The organism is Paenibacillus sp. F4 (assembly GCF_002894905.1).
Lineage (GTDB): Bacteria > Bacillota > Bacilli > Paenibacillales > Paenibacillaceae > Paenibacillus > Paenibacillus polymyxa_B.
Genome location: NZ_POVS01000009.1, coordinates 546,978 through 569,318, shown reverse-complemented (window position 1 = coordinate 569,318; position 22,341 = coordinate 546,978). Strand labels below are relative to the sequence as shown.

The 22,341-nt window shown below is 43.5% G+C and carries 22 protein-coding genes and 1 pseudogene; 19 read left to right on the top strand and 4 right to left on the bottom strand.

What is annotated here, in order from left to right; translation table 11 throughout:
• Window positions 1-436: 436 nt before the first annotated feature.
• Window positions 437-1,518, top strand: a pseudogene (locus C1T21_RS09675) (ankyrin repeat domain-containing protein).
• Window positions 1,519-1,607: 89 nt separating this feature from the next.
• Here the strand turns inward: C1T21_RS09675 and C1T21_RS09670 are convergent.
• Window positions 1,608-2,495, bottom strand: a complete 888-nt coding sequence (locus C1T21_RS09670) for a LysR family transcriptional regulator (protein ID WP_103048081.1) — start codon at window positions 2,493-2,495, stop codon at window positions 1,608-1,610.
• 126 nt (window positions 2,496-2,621) lie between these two features.
• Here C1T21_RS09670 and C1T21_RS09665 point away from each other — a divergent pair, with 126 nt between their 5' ends.
• The 4 genes from C1T21_RS09665 (at window position 2,622) to C1T21_RS09650 (ending at window position 7,307) form a co-directional block, all read left to right on the top strand.
• Entirely contained in the window at window positions 2,622-3,293 is a 672-nt protein-coding gene (locus C1T21_RS09665; RefSeq protein ID WP_103048080.1) for an O-methyltransferase, read from the top strand.
• Between the two features lie 351 nt (window positions 3,294-3,644).
• A complete protein-coding gene (locus tag C1T21_RS09660) occupies window positions 3,645-4,391 on the top strand; it encodes a DeoR/GlpR family DNA-binding transcription regulator (RefSeq protein WP_043882141.1) in 747 nt (248 codons plus the stop codon).
• A 2-nt stretch (window positions 4,392-4,393) separates the two neighbouring features.
• The gene (pfkB, locus tag C1T21_RS09655) at window positions 4,394-5,305 is read left to right on the top strand and encodes a 1-phosphofructokinase (RefSeq protein ID WP_025719683.1); all 912 of its coding nucleotides are present in this window, start codon (window positions 4,394-4,396) and stop codon (window positions 5,303-5,305) included.
• Window positions 5,306-5,372: 67 nt separating this feature from the next.
• Window positions 5,373-7,307, top strand: a complete 1,935-nt coding sequence (locus C1T21_RS09650) for a PTS fructose transporter subunit IIABC (RefSeq protein ID WP_103048079.1) — start codon at window positions 5,373-5,375, stop codon at window positions 7,305-7,307.
• Between the two features lie 163 nt (window positions 7,308-7,470).
• On the opposite strand, the gene C1T21_RS09645 is transcribed toward C1T21_RS09650, so the two are convergent.
• Window positions 7,471-8,346, bottom strand: a complete 876-nt coding sequence (locus tag C1T21_RS09645) for a LysR family transcriptional regulator (protein WP_103048078.1) — start codon at window positions 8,344-8,346, stop codon at window positions 7,471-7,473.
• Window positions 8,347-8,457: 111 nt separating this feature from the next.
• Here C1T21_RS09645 and C1T21_RS09640 point away from each other — a divergent pair, with 111 nt between their 5' ends.
• From C1T21_RS09640 to C1T21_RS09590, 11 genes are all read left to right on the top strand, one after another.
• Window positions 8,458-8,844, top strand: a complete 387-nt coding sequence (locus tag C1T21_RS09640; RefSeq protein WP_103048077.1) for a tautomerase family protein — start codon at window positions 8,458-8,460, stop codon at window positions 8,842-8,844.
• A complete protein-coding gene (locus tag C1T21_RS09635) occupies window positions 8,841-9,176 on the top strand; it encodes a carboxymuconolactone decarboxylase family protein (protein WP_103048076.1) in 336 nt (111 codons plus the stop codon). The genes C1T21_RS09640 and C1T21_RS09635 overlap by 4 nt, the downstream gene beginning before the upstream one ends.
• A 244-nt stretch (window positions 9,177-9,420) precedes the next feature.
• Entirely contained in the window at window positions 9,421-10,278 is an 858-nt protein-coding gene (gene licT, locus C1T21_RS09630) for a BglG family transcription antiterminator LicT (protein WP_103048075.1), read from the top strand.
• A gap of 183 nt (window positions 10,279-10,461) precedes the next feature.
• Window positions 10,462-12,342: a beta-glucoside-specific PTS transporter subunit IIABC gene (locus C1T21_RS09625; protein ID WP_103048074.1), complete on the top strand. Its 1,881-nt coding sequence runs from the start codon at window positions 10,462-10,464 to the stop codon at window positions 12,340-12,342.
• Window positions 12,343-12,417: 75 nt separating this feature from the next.
• Window positions 12,418-13,827 carry a glycoside hydrolase family 1 protein gene (locus C1T21_RS09620; RefSeq protein ID WP_103048073.1) on the top strand — a complete coding sequence of 470 codons (1,410 nt, stop codon included), beginning with the start codon at window positions 12,418-12,420 and terminating at the stop codon, window positions 13,825-13,827.
• Between the two features lie 178 nt (window positions 13,828-14,005).
• Entirely contained in the window at window positions 14,006-14,908 is a 903-nt protein-coding gene (locus tag C1T21_RS09615) for a LysR family transcriptional regulator (RefSeq protein WP_103048072.1), read from the top strand.
• 123 nt (window positions 14,909-15,031) lie between these two features.
• Window positions 15,032-16,171 (top strand): 5-methyltetrahydropteroyltriglutamate--homocysteine S-methyltransferase, encoded by a 1,140-nt coding sequence (locus C1T21_RS09610; RefSeq protein ID WP_103048071.1) that lies wholly within the window; start codon window positions 15,032-15,034, stop codon window positions 16,169-16,171.
• 279 nt (window positions 16,172-16,450) lie between these two features.
• On the top strand, window positions 16,451-16,750 hold the full coding sequence (locus tag C1T21_RS09605) for a hypothetical protein (RefSeq protein WP_103048070.1): 300 nt from the start codon (window positions 16,451-16,453) through the stop codon (window positions 16,748-16,750).
• Window positions 16,714-17,298, top strand: a complete 585-nt coding sequence (locus tag C1T21_RS09600) for a GNAT family N-acetyltransferase (RefSeq protein WP_103048069.1) — start codon at window positions 16,714-16,716, stop codon at window positions 17,296-17,298. Before C1T21_RS09605 ends, C1T21_RS09600 begins: the two co-directional genes overlap by 37 nt.
• Before the next feature lie 144 nt (window positions 17,299-17,442).
• Window positions 17,443-17,697: a YciI family protein gene (locus tag C1T21_RS09595; protein ID WP_103048068.1), complete on the top strand. Its 255-nt coding sequence runs from the start codon at window positions 17,443-17,445 to the stop codon at window positions 17,695-17,697.
• Window positions 17,698-18,046: 349 nt separating this feature from the next.
• Window positions 18,047-18,898 (top strand): DJ-1/PfpI family protein, encoded by an 852-nt coding sequence (locus C1T21_RS09590; protein WP_180984570.1) that lies wholly within the window; start codon window positions 18,047-18,049, stop codon window positions 18,896-18,898.
• On the opposite strand, the gene pdxR is transcribed toward C1T21_RS09590, so the two are convergent.
• Together pdxR and C1T21_RS09580 are read right to left on the bottom strand one after the other, a co-directional pair.
• Window positions 18,893-20,284 carry a MocR-like pyridoxine biosynthesis transcription factor PdxR gene (gene pdxR / locus C1T21_RS09585; protein WP_103048066.1) on the bottom strand — a complete coding sequence of 464 codons (1,392 nt, stop codon included), beginning with the start codon at window positions 20,282-20,284 and terminating at the stop codon, window positions 18,893-18,895. The genes C1T21_RS09590 and pdxR overlap by 6 nt on opposite strands.
• A gap of 162 nt (window positions 20,285-20,446) precedes the next feature.
• A complete protein-coding gene (locus tag C1T21_RS09580; protein ID WP_103048065.1) occupies window positions 20,447-20,785 on the bottom strand; it encodes a helix-turn-helix domain-containing protein in 339 nt (112 codons plus the stop codon).
• 396 nt (window positions 20,786-21,181) lie between these two features.
• On the opposite strand from C1T21_RS09580, the gene C1T21_RS27860 reads away from it, so the two are divergent.
• The 3 genes from C1T21_RS27860 to C1T21_RS09570 all read left to right on the top strand — a co-directional run bounded on the left by C1T21_RS27860 (window position 21,182) and on the right by C1T21_RS09570 (window position 22,279).
• Entirely contained in the window at window positions 21,182-21,409 is a 228-nt protein-coding gene (locus C1T21_RS27860) for a hypothetical protein (RefSeq protein ID WP_258012405.1), read from the top strand.
• A 100-nt stretch (window positions 21,410-21,509) separates the two neighbouring features.
• Window positions 21,510-21,608 carry a hypothetical protein gene (locus C1T21_RS27555; protein WP_014599622.1) on the top strand — a complete coding sequence of 33 codons (99 nt, stop codon included), beginning with the start codon at window positions 21,510-21,512 and terminating at the stop codon, window positions 21,606-21,608.
• Between the two features lie 221 nt (window positions 21,609-21,829).
• Window positions 21,830-22,279: a DUF6386 family protein gene (locus C1T21_RS09570; protein WP_103048063.1), complete on the top strand. Its 450-nt coding sequence runs from the start codon at window positions 21,830-21,832 to the stop codon at window positions 22,277-22,279.
• Window positions 22,280-22,341 lie beyond the last annotated feature (62 nt).

The window sequence follows — 22,341 nt, the reverse complement described above, 5'->3', positions numbered from 1 at the left end:
ATGCGATGTTTCCAGATACGATACTGTCTGCTTCCAGATAGATTCGAATAACAGACATAGGAATTCCTCCATTCCTAATACTCCAGATAAATATCATAGTTTATGTGAATATTCTAGATATGGATTGGATGGGGAGGAGTCTTCCAATTATTTCTCTTTGTTCAAGCTTCTTTGGGCCCGGGTTACTATTCGCTTTGTTTCTTTGGTATCCGAAGTCATCAACCATGCATTGCGAGCCCCTTTTCGTGGCACAGGATATACAGAATCATAATACAATTATAGCTTCTATAAGGTATTTTGACCTCTATTACTCACTTGTTTGCGCTAGAGTGAATAATGAATTTTGGGGAATCTGTTGGATATATGTAAAGGAGAGGTTGGTATAAAATAGATATACATGATTGATAGTAGATACATAAAGAGTGAGGGAATAACGATGATTAAATTAAAAGATGTAGGCAATTTCGAGGTTCTTCCTGAGATAGCGATGCATATCGTTCAAGGCAATATATCTGCTTTACGCCAAGCGCTGACCGAAGGCTGGGATATAGAACAAGGAATCGTACTCAGCCAATATACGACTTAAGTCCATTGGATATTACACTCATCACTGAGCAAATGGAAGTCTTGAAGCTACTGGTCGATGAGGGGGTTCAACTTAATGTGAAAGATAATCCCGCATTCCTGACGGCTGCTCGCTATGGTAAAGAAGAGATTGTCCGTTATGTAGTTGCCCATGGCGCCAAGCTGGACGGGAAAAATCATGTCAAATCCGGTGCCTATGAGCAAGCCTACTACGGTAACAAAAGCAATATCCTGCTTATCCATGAGCTTGGCCTCGATATAAAGCAGCATGCTGGAGCAACACTCCGCAGCGCAGTTAGTAAGCATGACCTAAAAACAGTAGCATTACTATTGGAACATGGCGTAGATATTAATTTCAATGCCCCTAATATGGTATATCCTTATAAAGCCACGCCTTTGACAGTGGCGGTACGCAACAACGATTTTGCGATGGTGAAGTATTTGGTTCAGCAAGGCGCTGATGTGACGCTGGCAGAAAAAGATGGAGAACGGGCATATACAATTGCACTAAGTAATAAAAACGTAGAAATGGCTGAGTATTTACAGTCTGTCGAGCCTCCGGCATTTCATAATCTGGAAAATAAACGACATGCTTTGAAAAGCTACAAGCTTCCAAAGGATATTATTGCCTTTCTAATGGGGGATCAGCTCCGTGTGAACCTGCCAGAAAATGATCTTGATATTCAATTTGTTGAGTTCTTCTCATTCATAGATACGGTTGAGATGAAGGTGGGTCGGCAAAAGCTGTTGCGTCTGTCTCTAAAAGTAGATAATTACTCGGATATTATATTGGTGTGGAATCCGAAGCAGAAGTGCCTGGGTTATTATGACGAGGAGCATCAGGAATATGCGGATGTGTGCAGCTTTGCCGAGTTTCTTGCACAGCCGGAAGATTATCTGGAGAAGATTATTGAGGGTGAATATTTATCATAACAAGGTGAGCCATGAATGCGGTATGCACGCAGTCATGGCTCTTGTTATTTTAAAATCAGCGCTAGTTGTACACAGGTGCCTAATGCTCATCAGGAATGGTTACGTATGAGCTGAATGAGATTTAGAGTAGCGGTAGATAGGGGTTCGTTCTTACGGGTACAGATGGCGATTGAATTGAGAAGCTGGATGTCTTCTACGTATACCCGGCACAGCTCGCCACGTTCTACATATTCACGCACGACCAGTGAGGACACAAAGTTGGCGCCATATCCGGCAATAACTGCGGTAATCGCCTCGTGCAGCCCTGTGAAGTTTAGGGTGACTTTAGGGGCGGGGGCATTGTAGGTTCGACATAAGGAAAATAATCTCTCCCGTGTCGAGCTCCCCTTTTCACGCATAACAAAGGGTTCATGCATCATTTCCAATAAAGAAACCTGCTGATTTGCATACCGATGATCTGGAGCTACCACGAACCACAATTCATCACGAAATAATTCTTCAGTCTGAATCGTATCGGGATACTGCTCAGGCAGTCCTCCGTAGATAGCCAAATCCACTTCTATATTTAATAGCTGCTGCAAAGCATCATTGGAATTCGTGGTGTTAATCGTCATTTCAACATGTTCATATTGCTGTTTGAATTTTGCAATCCAGGCCGGAATGAGAAAATGAGCCGGTAAATAAGTAGCCGCTAGCCGGATATGACCATGGGCTCCATCACGATAATCTTGTGAAAATTGTTCGATTTGCTGTTCGACAGCAAAGAGCCGTCTGGCGAGTACAGCAAGCTTTTCACCAGCATCCGTTAAGGCAATCCCTCTTCCTAGCGGCATGAGCAGTGTGAGAGATATTTCTTTTTCAAATTTTTTAATCTGGGCGGTAATCGCAGGTTGGCTAATATTTAAAAGTTCAGAGGCACGTGTCACACTCCCTGTAGAGGCGACCACGTGAAATAAGCGTAATGCATGCAGGTTCAAGACCATTCTCCCTTTCCGACAGATTCATATATGTAGATTATGAATAGAGCAAAAACATATATTATTTTTATAATAATAATTCATTTACAATCAAATTGTAAGTTAATCCAAAGGAGAGTGGAGCGAATGAATCAAACGAATACGTGGGATCAAGTAGACCAGTATATCTCGGAGTGTCTCATTCCGCATGATGCTGTCTTGGAACAAGTATTGGCTGCTAACCAAAAGGCGGGACTACCTCCGCATGATGTATCCCCCAATCAGGGAAAGCTATTAAATATCTTTGCTCAAATGCAAGGCGCACGACGTGTGCTGGAGATCGGTACTTTGGGAGGCTACAGTACAATCTGGTTGGGAAGGGCGTTGCCGGCGGATGGAGAAATAGTTACGCTGGAAGCCAATTCGGTCCATGCTAAAATAGCCCGGTCGAATATATCGTTGGCTCAGTTGGATGGAATAGTGGAACTTCGGGAGGGAGACGCTTTAGAGCAGTTAGCACAGATGAAAGAGGAAAGAGTTGACCCCTTTGATCTTATTTTTATCGATGCGGATAAACCCAATAATCCTTTTTATCTGGATTGGGCACTTCGCTTCTCGCATCCTGGCACCGTTATTATCGGTGATAATGTTATCCGTGAAGGAGAAGTGGTTCAAGCTTATAGCACAGACCCTCGTGTGCAGGGAGTAAGAAAGTTTTATGATATGCTAGCTGAGGAATCAAGAATTACAGCTACAGCTATCCAAACCGTGGGGAGCAAGGGTTATGACGGTTTCGTCATTGGAATCGTTAAGGGCTGAACGCTAAGCGCCTCGATTGGCTAAACACAGAGGAGAGCAGTCCTCGTGTTTAGCTTTTTTCTGAGTAGAGAAGGTTGGGACGAATTGTGCGCATAATGGTAAAATAGTACTGATGGAAGCTTTAGAACGTTTTTGAACGTTTATTGCTGAATTCCTATGTAAGAAGAATGAATTTACATAAAAGTAGATGGATTTTCTTTAAAATGTAAACGCAATCATGATGATTGGAGCGGGGAATTCACCATTTTGTAAAAAAATGAAGCGGACATGAATTTTTTTGAATCTTTTTGAAGAAAAATGATTGTTTTTTGTCGGGTTTGTGGTACGATATGAACAGTTGGGGGAATGATGATGCTGACGGAAGAAAGATACAAGTTAATAATACAGCGCTTACAAGAATGTGGTGTTGTAAAGTTGCAGGAATTGGCTGATCTGTTGGGAGCATCTGAGTCAACGATTCGGCGTGATTTGATAGATCTTGAGGGCCGTCAGTTGCTCAAGCGGATTCATGGCGGGGCAACCTTGCTGAATCAGAAAAGTCAGGAACCTGGCATGGAAGAAAAAACATTCAAAAACGTTCAACAAAAAAATGCGGTGGCCCGTATAGCAGCCAAAGAAATTTTGGATGGCGAATGTATTTATCTGGATGCGGGAACAACAACGATGGCGATGATTCCTTACATTGAAGCTAAAGACGTGACGGTCGTGACGAATGGTCTATCCCACGTAGAAGCACTGGTAAGCAAAAGAATCAGAAGCTATCTACTGGGAGGGATGATGAAAATTCATACCAAAGCCGTAATCGGAAGTATTGCCCTACAAAATTTGGACAATTTTCGATTCGACAAGTGCTTTCTGGGAACGAACGGGGTGGATATGGAAATGGGGTATACAACTCCTGATCCTGAAGAGGCGCTTATCAAGCGGCGTGCCCACCAGCTGTCTGGCAAAACATATGTGTTAGCCGATTCCAGCAAAATTGGAGAAGTAACCTTCGCCAAGCTGTTCGAGCTCAAGGAAGCTATCCTTATTACTGAATCGATGCCAGAACGGTCACGCCGATCCATCGCTCAGAAAACTAAGATAATCGAGGGATAACAATGATATATACAGTAACGCTGAACCCTTCCATTGATTATATCGTGGAAGTTGATGATTTGAAGCTTGGTGATTTGAACCGGATGAAACGTGATTTAAAACTGCCAGGTGGTAAGGGAATTAATGTATCACGTGTACTGAACCAGTTGGGAGCAGATAGCACGGCGATTGGTTTTCTCGGAGGATTCACAGGCAGGTTTATCGACGATACATTGCGGGAAGAATCCATTAAAACTGATTTTGTAATGATCGAAGATGACACACGAATTAACATTAAGCTCAAGCATGGCGATGAAACGGAAATTAATGGTTTGGGACCTGCGATTCGTGAGCAAGAGGCCGATGCGTTGGTGCAAAAGCTGGCGGGACTCCAGAAAAATGACATTGTCGTCTTGTCGGGAAGTATTCCGCCGTCACTTGGAGGAGATTTCTACGATCGGCTGATTAGCGTATGTCAGCAAACTGGCGCTGAATTCGTCATCGACACCACAGGTGAGGCGTTGATGAAGGCACTGGTTCATAAACCGCTTCTCATCAAGCCGAATCACCACGAGTTGGCTGAGTTGTTTGGCGTAACGATTCATTCAAAGGAGGAGATCGTCACTTACGGTCGTAAGCTGCTGGAAGCAGGCGCAAAAAATGTACTGATTTCCATGGCAGGAGAAGGGGCTTTGTTCATTACGGCAGATGAAGTGTATCACGCAAATGTACCAGCAGGTACGGTGAAAAATTCTGTAGGCGCAGGTGATTCAATGATTGCTGGATTCGTGGGTACGCTAGCTCTTCATGGCGATCCGATCGAAGCATTCCGTGCAGGAGTGGCATCCGGAAGCGCAACTGCGTTTTCCGATGATCTGGCTACTAGAGAGAAGATTGAACAATTACGGCCGCAAGTCACGATTTCAAAACGGTAATCCGGCTGCATCATGAGCTTATTATGCGTGTATCGACACGCTGACCGAACTTAGGAGAGTGTGAAAAATGAAAATAACAGACCTGATGATTAAAGAAACGATGATCATGGACCTGCAGGCGACGACAAAGGACGAGGCGATTGAGGAGCTCATCGCTAGTCTCGAAGCAAGTGGACGTATTAATGACCGGGCCTTGTTTAAAGAAATGATATACAAACGCGAAGCAGAATCCAGCACCGGAATTGGCGGCGGCATTGCGATGCCGCATGCCAAGACCAAAGCCGTGAATGAAGCGACCGTCGTTTTCGCCAAAAGCAGTAAAGGCGTAGAATTTGAATCGTTGGACGGTGAGCCGGCAAAAGTATTCTTTATGATTGCGGCTCCAGAGGGAGCAGCAAATACGCATCTTCGCACACTGGCTGCCCTTTCCCGACTGTTGATTGATACCGATTTCATCGATAAGCTTATGAATACGCAAACACCAGATGAAGTATCCGAGCTGTTTGATACCAAGCAGGCGGAAGAAGAAGCTGCCAAGAAAGCAAAAGAGGCTAAGAAAGAAGCAGAAGCTGCCAAAGCACAGCAAACGCCAGACGTTATCGTTGGCAACCCTAATTCTGACGAGTTTGTGGTGGCGGTGACCGCTTGTCCTACAGGCATTGCACACACGTTTATGGCTGAAGACGCTCTCATTAAGAAAGCGACAGAGATGGGCGTGAATATCCGAGTAGAAACGAATGGCTCGGAAGGTGCGCAAAACGTACTGACAGCGGATGAAATTCGCCGTGCCAAAGGTGTAATCGTTGCTGCTGACAAAAAGGTTGAAATGGCCAGATTTGATGGTAAACCTGTATTGCAAAGACCGGTAAGCGACGGTATCCGTAAATCTGAGGAACTGATCCGCAAAGCGCTGAACGGTGATGCCCCAATTTATCATAGTGAAGGCAAAGGCAGCGCTGATGAGTCGAAAGCGGAGAAGAGCAGCGTGGGCAGCAAAATCTACAAGGATTTAATGAACGGTATTTCTCATATGCTGCCATTCGTTGTAGGCGGGGGGATTTTGTTAGCAATTTCCTTCTTGATTGAACAAGTGGCAGGAGAAGACAATGCATTGTTCCAACTGTTGCAGACAATTGGCGGTGGAACAGGTGCGTTCCACTTCCTGATTCCGATACTGGCCGGGTTTATCGCGATGAGCATTGGAGACCGCCCGGCACTGATGCCAGGTATGGTTGGGGGTCTGATGGCTGTAAACTCTAATGCAGGCTTCCTTGGCGGTCTGGCAGCTGGTTTCATGGCTGGTTATGTAGTGATCTTCCTGCGTAAAGCTTTTGCAGGTCTGCCGAAAACACTGGATGGTTTAAAACCAATCTTGTTATACCCTGTATTTGGACTTCTAATTTCAGGCGCGATTATGTTCTACCTGTTCGATCCAATTTTCGGTGGTATTAATACGTGGCTTGTCAATGTTCTGAACAATTTGGGAACAGGTAATGCCGTTATTTTGGGTCTGATTCTGGGCGGAATGATGTCGATCGACATGGGTGGACCTTTTAACAAAGCAGCTTACGCATTTTCAATCGGTGTCTTTACTTCCAGCGGTAACACGAACGGTGCTATGATGGCGGCTGTTATGGCGGGCGGTATGGTACCTCCGCTGGCGATTGCATTAGCTTCGACGTTCTTCAAAAATAAATTTACTGAGCAAGAACGCAAGTCTGGTTTGACGAACTATGTACTCGGGTTGTCCTTCATTACGGAAGGAGCGATTCCATTCGCAGCTGCTGATCCTCTGCGTGTCCTAACCTCTTGTATTGTAGGTTCAGCGATTGCTGGTGGTCTGACGCAGTTCTGGCAAATCAATCTTCCAGCACCACATGGCGGGATTTTTGTAGCAGCTCTTGCCAATCATGCATTGCTGTTCTTGCTTGCAGTGGCAATTGGCTCCGTGATTTCTGCGCTCATTCTGGGACTGTGGAAAAAACCGCTCGAAGCGAAATAACGGTTATAATAGGAGTATAAAAATAAAGAGAGGGCCACATTTTCTTAGGCCTTCAAAATAGTAAAGCCGCTAAACACCAGGTTTCTGAGTGTTTAGCGGCTTTTTCTTTATGTAAAGGTGTCGGCTTTGCCTATATAGCTTATTAGTAGTTATTGCATTGGAGCTATAGCCTACAAAGCTCCTTAACCAGCTGCATAAACAGCTTTCGGGCCGAAGACATATACTGCTGGTGATGATTGTTTTGTAGGAGTCCAATGGGAATATTCGGGTCTGTTAACTGGATGGGGACGGTGACCATTTCCTCCTGCATAGGCATTGACGATAGAACCACTCCAACTGATGGAATCGTTTTTACGAATGTGGGGATCGACGAGATTTGACTGACAGTATAAAAAAACGGCATCGACGGGAAGCGGGAAAGCTCTTTCTCCAGCCGTATATGGTACAAGCAGTTCTTACCTCCGACGATAAGCGGATACTCATACAGATCTTCGAGATGAAGCTCACTTTTTACTGCAAAAGGGTGATTACGGGACACAATAAAGGCGATGTGTTCGTGATACAAGGGTTCAAAGTGTAAGGAAGGAATCGAGTGAGGTTCCCCGGAGATTGCAAAATCCAGCTTACCGTCCACCAAAGCATTTGCGAGTGCATCCGTGTTTCCAACTGTAAAATGGCACGTAATATTCGGTTTATGCTCTCGAAACTGCTGTAGAACCAAGGGCAGTACGGTAGCCGCCACCGTTTCAATCACACCGATATGGAGCGTGCCAATCTCCTCCTTTTTCAAAGACTTCGCCTGATCCATCACAAAATTCCAATGCTGAATAAGCCCGTCTATCTCCTCGGCATATAGTTTGCCTGGAGACGTTAACTCCGCATCCCATCCCCTTTTAAAAAGTTGAAACCCCAGCTCCTTCTCTAGCCTCTGGATTTGGCTCGTGACTGTAGACTGAGCGTAGTTTAATTTGGCAGCAGCTTTTGAAAACGTTCCTTCTTCGATTATGGTACGAAATGTAGTTAATTCTTTCAGATCCACGCATGTTCATCTCCATCGGTAAAATTGAATATATTTATGATTGTTTTCAATTATACAGATGAAAATAAGAGGAGTACAATCATCTTATCCCAGCGAATAGGAGAGATGAACATGCCATTTGTACGAATTGGCTACATGGAGCAGCAATACACAGAGCAAGAGTTGCCTTGGATTAGTCGCTGTATCATGAATGCTTTGATCGAACATTTTCAGGTTCCGGAAAAAGATTACTTTCAGGTTTTTCATGCTCATAAGCAAAGCGAGTTTTATTATAGTCCCGATTATTTGAATGTATCCAGAACAGACAAGCTGCTGTACATCCAAATTACAATGGGATCGGGTAGAACTACGGAACAAAAAAAGAGTTTCTACCAAAAGTTAGCGGAACTCTTATCTATTGAATGTAAGGTTAGACCGGAGGATGTATTTGTGACACTGGTAGAGACTGAATTAGAGGATTGGTCCTTTGGCAACGGACTTGCCCAGATGATTGTATGAAGCATAAATTGATCAGATCGAGTATTCGGGAAACCATCGGTGATTTTGCTCCCGCTTTTGTAGGTTATACGGAGGATGTTCTTTTTGGAGATGTATGGAGAAGAAGTGAGCTATCTCTCAGAGAACGGAGTCTCATCACCGTCTCCGCATTGGTAGCGGGTGAGCATGTAAATCAACTTCCGTATCATCTGAAACTGGCCAAGGAGAACGGGATTTCGGAGGAAGAACTGGTTGAGGTCATTACACAGCTTGCCTTTTATGTAGGATGGCCCCGGGCAGCCTCAGCTATTCAGGTTGCCAAAGAGGTGTTTTGCAAAGAGAAAGAGAGTTAAGCATGAACCCAAAAGCTGCTAAGCACAAAGGATTCCGAGTGTTTGGCGGTTTTTTGGCATGATTGTATTGTTATTCTGTATTGAAAGCGGTATAGTAAAGGTAATTGAATGAGGGGTGAAGTGCCCTTCGGGATTGTTACTGGTAAGCAGGCGATACCCAAATAATGACTAATTGATTTAGTCGTTATTTGGTTTTTTTTGTTATTACAAACTTTGTCATTACATCAATGAGGTGAGCAGATAAATGATCATCCGGCAAATTTTTAACAACAATGTTATCCGAGTCGAAAATCAGGTGGGTCATGAATTTGTTGTCATCGGGAATGGTCTAGGCTTTAAAAAGAAAAATGGCCAGCGGGTCGATGAGGAAAAAATAGAAAAAACCTTTGTATTAAAGTCCGATAAAATTCCACAAAAATTAATAGATCTTATAGGGGAAACATCTGTAGAGTATTTAAAGGTGGCGGATGAAATTGTAGGCAGCGCGAAAAGGGAAATGGGAGATATTTTTAGTGATAATATCTATATTTCTCTGATTGATCATATTCAATTTGCTATCTCTCGATACAGAAAATCTGTGGGACTTAAAAATTCACTGTTATGGCAAATTAAAAAATTTTACAAAAAAGAATTTATGATCGGAATGAATGCATTGGACATCATCCATGCTCAATTTGGCATCCAAATGGATGAGCATGAGGCCAGCTTTATTGCTATGCATTTTGTAAATGCAAGACAAGACGGTCAGGGTATGAAACAAACGGTTGAGATTACCGAGGTGATTGATGACATTTTCAACATTGTAACCGATTACTATCAGATTACACTGGATGAAACTTCGTTCAATTATTCCCGGTTTATTACTCATTTGCAGTACTTTGCCCAACGACTGCTGAGCAATGAACAAGAACAACTAGCTTCAGGGGATAATTTCTTGTATGACCAAGTCAAAGATAAATACGAGAGGGCTTTTCAATGCACCCAATTGATCAATCAATATTTGGAATTAAAGCATGAAAGTGCTATGTCGATTGACGAAAAAGTGTATTTGACGATCCATATACAGCGTGTAACCTCCAGAAACGATATGGCTACTTCTTAGAAAAAAAGCTTGCAAACGATTTCTAAGTGATTTATAGTAGGCTCACAACTTAAATATAAGGATTGTTACTGGTTAAGCAGGCGATACCTAAATGAATGGCAGTGATCATTTTCTTTGATCATATAGGCCTTTCGTTTAGGTATTTTTTTGTTTTCAGGCAATCTGCCCAAGAGGAGAATGAACATGGACCATAAGAAAATGGGCGAGGACATCGTACGTCTCGTTGGAGGAGAAGAAAATATCAATGGGCTTGTCCATTGTGCTACACGACTCCGATTTGACCTGAAGGATTCACGAAAAGCCGAAAGAGAAGCGCTTGAGAAGCACGAGGGGATCATTACAGTTGTTGAAAGCGGAGGACAATTTCAAGTTGTTATTGGCAGCCATGTTGCCTATGTATATGCGGAGATTATGAAAAACAGGGATTTTGGATCGAATTCCCCTGCAGCCAGTGAATCCAGTGGTAAAAAAACATCGGTCATATCCACAATCTTTGAAGTCATTTCCGGCAGTTTCTCCCCGTTGATTCCGGCGATGGCGGGCTCGGGAATGATAAAAGCACTCCTAACGGTTTTGACCTTGCTGGGATGGATGTCTGCAACAAGTGATACCTATATGATTCTGTCTGCTGCGGGTAATGCTGTGTTTTACTTCTTGCCTATTTTGCTGGGGATTACGCTTGGTATAAAGCTGAAGGCGAATCCTTATGTAGCTGGTGTGATCGGTGCGGCTCTCATGGAACCCAACTTTACGGGGCTGATGGACAAAGGAGCTGATGTATCGTTTTTAGGAATACCGGTGGTCATGATGAACTACTCCGCCAGCGTTTTCCCGATTTTCATATCCATTAGCATCTATGCGTTAGTGGATAAGTTTTTGAAAAAGATCATTCTTAAGGATTTACAGCTTTTTTTAGTTCCGATGTTGGCTTTAATGATTATGGTTCCGCTATCTGCGATGGCTTTCGGACCTTTCGGTACAGGGGTAGGAGATTGGATTTCTTCAGGTGTGACATGGTTAATCGGTGTAAGTGGCATTTTGTCAGGGATTGTTCTTGGCGGTTTTATGACTTTTATGGTCGTCTTCGGACTTCACTGGGGTTTTACGCCCATTACGATTCAAAATATCGGTGTTGGCGGTGATCCGATTGAGGCGATGGCAGCAGCAGCTGTATTTGCTCAAATTGGTGTCGCATTTGGTATCTTCCTGAAGGTGAGAAAAGATAAAACACTTAGAACTCTTGCTGGTTCCACAAGTATTACAGGATTGCTGGCTGGTGTGACAGAGCCGATTGTGTATGGACTTGTACTTCGCTTTAAACGTGTCATTCCAATCGTTATTATCGCAGGGGCTATAGGCGGTGCCATCAATGGACATTTTGGGGTGAAAATGACGGCTTATGTGTTTCACAACATTTTTGCGATTCCAGTGTATACGCCAACCTTGGTTTACGTGATTGCCATTGCCTGCTCATTCGCGGCAGCAACCGTACTAACCCTTATTTTTGGGTATGAAAGCAAGGTAAAGGAGGAGACCCCAGAAACAGTTGAATCCGTGAAAACAGCAGAACCAGAGCCTGTTGTTACAGCAACCAAGGCCGTTGATATTAAGAAAGAAACAATATACAGCCCGATCACAGGCAGGACCACACCACTGAGTCAAGTGAATGATTCCGCATTTTCTACAGGTGCTATGGGAAAAGGGTTAGCCATTGAACCGTCTGTGGGTGAGGTTGTAGCCCCAATAGATGGAGTCGTAACCTCGCTGTTCCCCACAGGACATGCTATAGGATTGACTTCCAGTGCAGGTACAGAGATATTAATTCATATCGGAATTAACACCGTTGCGCTGAAAGGGAAGCATTTTAATCCAGTGGTTAAAGAGGGCGACAGCGTGAAACAGGGGGATTTGTTAATCCAATTTGACAGGGAACAGATCATAGAAGCAGGATACGAAATCGTAACGCCTGTCATCGTCACACTGACGAAACATAAAGTGGACGTATTTGAGACAAATCAGGAGCAGATTCAAAAAAATGAAGTATTGTTAACTTTGGTTGTGTGATACTGGCAAGCATCATCATTACACACATGAATTGCGAACATCAGAAGGATATAACTATACTGGAGGGACTATATCATGAAACATAATCAATTGAAGGCATTTCCTGAAAATTTTTTCTGGGGAGGTTCCACTTCTGCTTATCAAGTAGAGGGTGCATGGGACGAAGATGGAAAAGGACCATCTGTCATTGACATGGCTAATCACGTCGAAGGGGTCACTGATTTTAAGGTAACCAGTGATCATTACCATATGTTCAAAGAAGACGTAGCTCTGATGGCTGAAATGGGCTTTAAAGCATATCGTTTCTCTATTGCTTGGACACGTATTTATCCCCAGGGCGCAGGTGAAGTTAATCAGAAGGGAATCGCGTTTTACAGCTCATTAATTGACGAACTAATCAAATACGGGATTGAACCGATTGTTACTATGTATCATTTTGATCTGCCTTATGCTCTTGAAAAACAAGGCGGCTGGTCGAAGAGGGAGACGATTGATGCCTTCGAACAATATGCTAAAACATTGTTTGAGAACTTTGGAGACAGGGTGAAATATTGGTTAACCATTAATGAGCAGAACATGCTGATTCTCCATCCCGGTTCTATTGGCACATTAGATACAAGTTTGGAAAATCCGCAAAAGGTACTGTACCAACAAAATCATCATATGTTAGTCGCGCAGGCGAAAGCGATGGTATTGTGCCATGAAATGCTACCTGACGCGAAAATTGGACCAGCGCCGAATATCGGGGTTATCTATCCAGCCAGTTCCAAGCCGGAAGATACACTGGCGGCTGATAACTATGCAGCCATTCGCAACTGGCTCTATCTGGATATGGCTGTATTTGGCCGTTACAATCACATTGCGTGGAGCTATTTGGTCGAGAAAGGCTATGAGCCTGTCATTGAAGAAGGGGATATGGACATTTTAGCGAAGGGGAACCCGGACTTTATCGCATTTAATTATTATACCTCTCAAACCGTAGGAGAAAGTTTAGATGACGGAAATGATTTTTCACATACAGGAGATCAGCATGAAATTGTGGGTGAACCCGGAGCGTACCGAGGTTCCGTCAACCCCAACCTGCAAACGACGGAGTTTGGTTGGGAGATTGATCCGGTCGGCTTTAGAACTACGTTACGCCAAATTTATTCTCGCTACCACTTGCCTTTAATCGTGACAGAGAACGGCTTGGGCGCTTTTGACAAGCTTGAAGAAGGGGATGTAGTGAATGATCCTTATCGTATTGACTTTTTCAAGAAACATATCGAGCAGATTCAACTGGCTATTACAGACGGTGTAAAAGTATTCGGCTTCTGTCCGTGGTCTGCAATTGATCTTGTTAGTACCCATCAGGGCTCCAGCAAGCGTTACGGGTTTATCTATGTGGATCGTGAGGAGTTTGATCTCAAGGATCTGCGTCGTATTCGTAAACAAAGCTTCTATTGGTATCAAAAGCTGATTTCCACAAACGGTGAAATTCGTTAATTAAAGCTGCCGTGAAAAAGCACCTCCTTGAAATGGATGTTACCATTTTGAGGGGGTGTTTGTATTTGTAGCCTTGGGGGAGAATCTGATTTCATTCAAGCATCCAATTACTCCTTTCCCAGAAGTGTGATCGTGTATTATATAATAGAAGAAACACAAACGGAAAGGACATCATGCATTGACCTTACAACAATTAAAATATGTCATTGAGGTTGCCAATCGTGGCTCCATGAATGAGGCGGCGAAGCGGTTGTTCATTTCCCAGCCCAGTCTGTCGAACGCGATTCGTGATTTGGAGGAAGAAATTCATATCACCATTTTTGAGCGTACCAATAAGGGGATTACTTTGTCCAAGGAAGGCGTGGAATTCCTCGGTTATGCACGCCAGGTCGTTGAGCAGGCGGAGTTACTGGAAAGTCGCTATCTGGATGCCAAGCCTTCACCACAGCATTTTGCTGTGTCCACGCAGCATTACGCTTTTGCTGTAAATGCATTTGTGAATCTGGTGAATCAATATGGTCAAGAAGAGTATGAATTGGCTTTACGAGAGACCAAAACCCATGAAATCATACAGGATGTCAAAAGCCTGCGCAGTGAGATTGGAATCCTGTATCTGAACGAATTTAACGCCAAGGTCATTAACAAGCTGCTAAAAGATGCGAATCTGCAATTCAATAGCCTGTTTACGGCCAAGCCGCATATTTTTATCAGTGCCAATAATCCGCTATCCCGACAGTCTATCGTGACCATTGATCAGCTTCATCCGTATCCGTATTTGTCCTTTGAACAAGGGGAGTACAATTCCTTTCACTTTTCCGAGGAGATTCTCAGTACGTTGTCACATCCCAAAAGCATTCGCGTCCATGACCGGGCGACCCTTTTTAATCTGCTCATTGGCTTGAACGGCTATACGATTTCTACCGGGGTGATCAGTGCGGATCTGAACGGTAACGAAATTATTTCCGTCCCTCTGGAATGTGATGAGTCTATTAATGTGGGGTGGATTTGTCATAAAAACGCTGCGCTCTCCAAGCTGGCCACCGTCTATGTAGAAGCGCTGCATGAGGCGATAGGGGAATAAAAGGTTGGATATAGCCTTAGGCTATAACTAGCTATAGTTTATTAGAGTTACCTTATAACTGAAAATGTATGTTATCTTTCTTACAAGAACTTCACTACAGAAGCGAAAAAGGAGATAACCCTAATGAGCAGCATCCTTGATAATGCATCCCAACGTAAAGTGACCCCTTTTAGACATGATATGGTCGGCAGCTTTTTGCGCCCGCAAGCGATTAAAGACGCCAGAATTCAATTTCAAAATAATGAAATTTCTGCGGACGAGCTGAGAAAGATTGAAGATAACGAAATTATCAAGCTAGTGGAAAAGCAAAAATCCGTAGGACTTCAAGCCGTGACGGACGGTGAATTCAGACGCTCCTGGTGGCATCTTGATTTTATGTGGGGTCTGGACGGTGTGGAAAAGGTACAGCTTTCGAACGGCTACCAATTCCAAGGTGTGGAAACAAGAGCGGAAACCGCACGCTTGTCCGGTAAAATTGGACATTCCCGTCATCCTTTCATTGAAGATTTCAAATTCCTGAAGCAAGTAGCAGGTGAGGATGCCATCGCGCGCCAAACGATTCCGGCACCTGCGCAATTCCTGGCCGAGCTGTTGCGCGGAGAGAATAAAGAAACAACCGATACGTATTACAGCAATCTGGATGAGCTGGTGACGGATATCGCCAAAGCTTACAAATCCGTGATTCAAGCGTTGTACAATGAGGGCTGCCGCAGCTTACAACTGGATGATTGCACATGGGGTATGCTCTGTGATAAAAACTATTGGGAAGCTAGACAGCATGCGGGTGAGAATGTGGAAGATACCAAAAAGCTGTTTGCCCGTGTGAATCAGGAAACGGTGAAGGATCTTCCAGCCGATTTGGTCGTTACGACTCACGTATGCCGTGGTAACTACCATTCCACCTGGGCATCTTCTGGCGGCTATGAGCCTGTAGCCGAAACTCTGTTCGGCATCGACAACATCGACGGCTACTACCTCGAATTCGATACCGACCGTGCAGGTGATTTCACACCGCTTAAGCATCTGAAAGATCAAAAGCAGGTCGTACTGGGCCTCGTTTCCTCCAAAATAGGTGAACTGGAAGACAAGCAGACGGTCATTAACCGCATTAAGGAAGCGACTCAATTCGTCGACATCAACCACATCTGCCTCAGCCCACAATGCGGCTTCGCTTCGACAGAAGAGGGCAATATTCTGACAGAAGAGCAGCAGTGGAAAAAGCTTGCTTTCATTAAAGAGATTGCGGACGAGATTTGGAAGTAAGGTTAGGGGAGTTGGATTGGAGAGATTCATGTATGATGAAAAACACGCCATTTATGGGCGTGTTTTTTGTTTGAGAACCTGCTAAAACTGACCAAGTCTCCTAAGTCTAAGATTTTGCTCTACATCATCAGCAATATAAAATTGTGAAGAAGAGCCAATCCGAATGTTATTTTGGGCTGTTTTTTTCGTTATTGTATACTAAAATGTAAAATTAAGCTAACTATTTATTGTCTGGTTCTCTTGACTGGTGAAATAATTCAGAAAGGAAGATTAAATAAGATGAAATTGTTAGATATCCGGAATTATAAAAAAGTAATACCCATCATTCAATCTGCAGATATAAATACCATGTTTGCTTTATCTGTTTTGGAAGGAAAGGTGGAAGGGAAGGTATTTATTGATGAAGAGGCTTCTCCTGCTTCATTTTTTATTCAGCATCCTTATAGAATGGCCTTGCTTTATGGAGAAACTAACAGGGAGGATTTTTATGTGCAGCTGGTATCTCATATGCTTAATGTCCAAAATGTCAGGAACGAATTTGAATGGCTGCAAGTCCTGCTTCACTATATTCAAAAATAGATGCTATTTTAGGAAGCAATCTAATCAAAAAGAACCCTGATGAACCATATAAAAAATCATTTTCAGCGGAAGAAGATACCAAGGTTCTAGAATATCAAAGAATAAATTTTAGTTTTAATAAGGAAAAGTTTTTAGCGTTTAAAAAGAAGCTAACAAATGAGAACCACAAAATTGTAACAACCTCCGAAACTATTTTTAATCAATTGGATGGGAGTGTAGTGCCAAAGTACTTCTGGAACAATTACAGTGACTTCATGAAAAACGGAATAGGTTTCACTTTAATTTTGGAGAACGATTTTCCTGCTTCTACTGCATTTGCAGCCTTTACAATAGGTGATAGGCTTGAAATAGGAATTGAAACCAATGAAAGAAATCAAGGTTCAGGTTTCGGTTCCATCGTATGTGCAGAATTAATTGATTATTGTATTGCTAATGGTTATAAACCGGTTTGGTCATGTAATTCCGGAAATATAGGATCTAGAAAGATTGCCCATAAATTGGGATTTGAGGAAGCGACAAGAATACCATATTACCGTTTGCCAAAATAATATTAATTTGCGGTAATGGTTTCATATAGCATGATTTGCTATTGAGATAAATGTTAAATATAGGTTTGATAAATGAATTGATATTCATTTTGTTGATCAATGATGCTGGATTTTTATTACAAGGGAAATATGGAGGGGAAATCAGTGAGCTACTTTTTATTAATTACTACACGAACAAACAAGTTCGATGCTAATGATATCAAAGGACACTATGACCATCTGGAAAAGTTAAAAAAAGAGGAGCTTCTTGAAATGTATGGTCCATTTAGCGATGCAACGGGAGGAGCCTATTTAATAAAAGCAGCGTCACTTGATGAGGCGACAAAGATTGGGAATTTAGATCCGCTCATTCAAAACGGCTCTTCCACATTGACAATAAAGGAATTGCTGTTGCGTTAAATTTCATCTGCGAAGAGTGATCATAAGTGATCGAATATGAAAAGGGATGCGGGCTGAAAAGAAGGCACGCCGGAGTGTCTTTCTGGTATTGAATAAAAAATGAGGACTATGATTTTCTGAAAATGAAAAGCATGGCCCTTTTTTTATTTCCCAAGAGATTGCCCACAGATCTGCTGACAAGGAATAGCGGCAGGAGAAATAATGATGGCTGCCTCCCCTTGGTCTTTGGTTCGAATTTGAATACTGGCCTCTTTCATTTCTTGAAATCTGGCTCTTTTGTAAAAGACAGTTTACATGATTTGATATAAGTATCACGTGCACGGATAAATATATGTTGGAGGTTCTGGCAATGAGTAATAATGAATTACCCTTGAGAGTAGGCATATTTTTGTTTGATGGTGCTGATACAACCGATTATATTGGCCCTTATGAGGTATTTTCCGCTGTGGATTATGTCTCGGCCAAAAAGCCGACTATGTATCAGACAGCGCGTACCCTGTATAACGTGTTTACTGTCAGTGAAACTAAAAAAGATCTGCGCGCTATGGCGGGGGGACTAATTGGGGGATTAGTTGTTAGGGCAGAATACGATTTTAATGATTGCCCCGAGATCGACATTTTAGTTATTCCCGGCGGCGCAATAACAGAGGAACTTTTAGCCAATGTCAATGTAATTAGCTGGCTGGAGGATCAGAGTAAAAACGCGGCTATTACCTTATCCGTGTGTACTGGGGCTGTATTACTGGCCAAGACAGGGCTCCTTAGCGGGCTGTCGGCGACAACACATCATCTGGCTTTTGATAAGTTATTGGCTATTGAACCTACAATAATGCTGAAGAAAGATGAGCGGTTTGTTGACAACGGCCATATTATCACGGCAGCCGGGGTTACAGCCGGATACGATGCAGCAATGCATATCGTCTATAAAACAGCCGGAGGCAATGCCCTTTTAAAAGCAGGCGAGGCACTGGAATATGGGAACGCTTGGAAAAGTATACAAAGAAAACTGGCCGGTCTGCCTGTACATCGTACAATTACCAATAGATGCATCAAATGCGGCAAGTGCGCGAAAAATTGCCCATTCAGTGCGGTTGTGGAAGGCGAAACACAGTTTCATATTCAAGTGGAACGGTGTGTCGGTATAGGACCGTGTGCCGGGTTGTGTCCGGTAGGGGCTATTGAGTCATCATTTCAACTATAATTCAAGCCAGGCCTGGCGCAACAGGCGGACAGCCGGGTCGATATCCTCGTTTGCAATGGCACCGAAGCCCAAAAGAACACGGGCTGTTGTCCCGGGTGAGGATTCCACCCAGAGATTGTCACCGTGGATATATACACCGGCCTGGGCCGCCTTGGCTACTAGGTTCCGTGAGGACACCGGCTGATTTAGATGCAACAGGATATGAAGACCGGCATTTACTCCGGATATGGTAACGGTGTCGCCGAAGTGCTCCTGTAGCGCACGTAGCAATATCTCTCGCTTTTTCTTAAACTGACGGAGCATTTTCCGCAAGTGACTTTCAAAAAGATTTTCCTGTAAGAACCGTTCCAGAGGTTTTTGGATGAGCAGGGGCACTGAGCAGGCATAGTTTTTGGTTGTCTGCTGCAGGTGCCGCACCAAGTTTTTCGGCAATACCGCATACGCAACCCTAAGGGAAGGCGAAAGGATTTTAGAAAAACTGCCGATGTAGATTACTTTATCTGGCGCCAATCCCTGCAGAGCCGGTGCTGGTTTTACGTCATAGAGCAGGTGGCAGTCATAGTCATCTTCAATAATCAGAGCCTCCTGTTCATAGGCCCAGTCAATAAGCTGTAGACGCCTAGTTATGGACATAATGCGGCCTGTAGGGAATTGATGCGAGGGTGTCACATAGACAGCCTGGGCGGTAGTGGTCCGTAATGCTTTGACATTGAGACCGTGGCTGTTAACCGGAATGAGTGGTACCTGAAAGCCGTAATTGGTAAAAGTCGAGTGGGCGGCGGTGAAACCCGGATCTTCCATGGCAATGGTGTTCGCCACAGTTCGGAGGAGCTGACAGATAATCATAAGACAATGGATAGTTCCAGAAGTAATCAATATTTGGTCGGCTGTACACCGGACATCCCGGTATTCATGCAAATACTTCACCAGTTCATTGCGTAGTCCGGGTTCACCCATGAAGTTACTGTAGTTCAAGAATTGTTCTTTGTCCTGTCGCAGACAGAGGTTAGTTAACCGCTGCCATTGCGGAAACGGAAAGGTCTGCGGGCTCAAATTGCCGTACCGGAAATCGTATAAAATTCCGTCCGGCTGCGATTGACTGGGAGGCGTGTCCGGAACATTATCTGCATATGCGGAGAATTTAGTGTTAGGGAGTGTTTCTACGTAATAGCCGCTACGGCTTTTGCCAACAATATAGCCTTCGGATAAGAGTTGCTGATAGGTGGTGTCCACCGTATTTCTACTGATATGAAGCTCGGTCGCGAGGCGGCGGCTGGAAGGCAGTTTGGTCTGCGCGCTGAGTTCACCGCTTAGAATTTTGGTGCGCATTTGTTGGTAGAGTTGTTGGTAGAGCGGTTTTTTACTTTTTGCATCCAGTAAGTACATTATGGGCCTCCTTATAGAAAATGCCGCGTGACGGCAAGGGTAAAAGCCTGTGTGTAAACACAAAGGCGTTGAGAAACACATCCTTTCTTATAGAAAAATACATGGGGTTGCCCAATTTTACATTGGGTTTATTTTACTCCCATAATTTTTTGGGAAATCTTCTTAGTTGATAATTTCCCTTATCACATTCCTCGCCAAGCGCACTTTCTCTGGACTCGATTTTTGGAGCATTGTAATAATCTCAATAATATCTTCATCAAACTCTACAATTTTGGGGTCTTCGCTTACATATGAAAACAACTGAACTAAGTTGACGTCTAGGGCTTTTGCGATCTTAGCTACATTTATCAAAGAAACATTCTTTTCTCCTCGTTCGATCTGTCCAATGTATGTAAAATGAAATCCACCTTTTTCCCCAAGAGCTTCTTGTGAGAGGCCCTTTTCTTTGCGCAACACCCTTATTCTAGCCCCAATTAGCTTTAACACTTCTTTGTCCTGCATTTATCTACACCCCTTCATACTAAAAAGTGTAGACAAGATTTTCTTGGGTAAACATGAGATTAAGAATCGTATATTTAGCATTAAGTATACCTATAAGTATTATTTTAGAGTATAATAAGACTAATATTGAAATTCTCTGGAGGAATAGATATGAAAGAAGCTCCTTCTACCTATATTCCAAGTCCTACCCAACCATCCAGACCCTCACAACACCTACATAATTCAATAACTGATTTTCACACTCTATCCCAATACCACATGAAACTAGCCCAAATCCTGTACAAGCACAATCAAGTCCAATGCTGCATTATCCTATGTGACTGGGCGTTAACCTCCATGTTAAAAGCTCTATATATGAAAGAAAACAACAGCCTTTTCCCTCCGGGATTCCTGTCTATGACTGACCTGCTGCACTTATTACATACCGAAACCAACCCCGGATTGGATCTTGTCGTATTTATAGGCACCACTCAATTTCTTTCATCCCAGTTAGAAACTTCACTTCTTCAAAAGATGAAATACAAGGATGTGAGCAGGTTACTGCGAAGAACGGACGACATTCTCTGCCAGTTGTCATCCAGAGTCATTAGCGATCTATCTCAAACGTATCAGTCCATTTTCTGAGTAGCCCTTCCATGGCAAATAAACTTGCCGATTCGCCCTGTCGTTATCCGCTTTTCTTCATACGATAAGAGTAAGCTTTAACGCAAGGAGGGATTCAGACATGGGTGAAGTAGGTTACGGTGGAGCATGGACATCCACAGGAGCGATTTTGGTATTGTTCATCTTGTTGGTAATTATTACTAAGTCTTTTCTGATCTAACAGTAGGTTAGCATCGCTTAAATCCACAAATCGGCCTTCTTTCACGACATCGTGAGAGAGGGCTTTTTTATGCAGAATGGGTGTTGGCCCAGCATGTTGTCTGGCCCTGCAAGCATTGTTATACTTTACATACAGGGAGATTTCCCCTCAAGTATATAGCAATACGGATAGCGGAAGACGTGGGGAAACGGAAATTCGCTGACCAAAATCAGGAGGATCGCATGATGAATATGGCGAGCAGTCCATTACAATTTACGACAGACACGGCGACTCTTTGCCTATTTGATACGCAAGCACTTAAGCATCGTTTGGACGATGATCCGGATTGGTGGTCTATCGAAGAGGACGAGCTGGGCGAGTTGAACAAAGGAAATGTAGCTTTTTTGAATCTGGGAGCCGACGGGACCTATGAGGTTTTGATGACAGATCATATTGACAAGCCTGCTGTGCGGCTGTTTTTGAAGGTTCCCTCAGGCAACCTATTTGTTGGAGCAGGGGAGGAAGCCACAAGTGGCGGACTGGAGCCTGAATGTGTATGGGGAGGATCGTTCCTGTCTGTGCAACCCGGACTTTATGAATGCTCGGCGAGTAGAGAAAACAACCGTATTTATCTTTCTTTAAAAAAAGGAAGCGAAGGCAGCAATAGCTTTACTAGTCTGATTCGATTGTAGGTTGCAGGATCAACCCGTAACGGCTCATACAAGCCGCCTGAACAGGTGAGAGCAGGAACAAC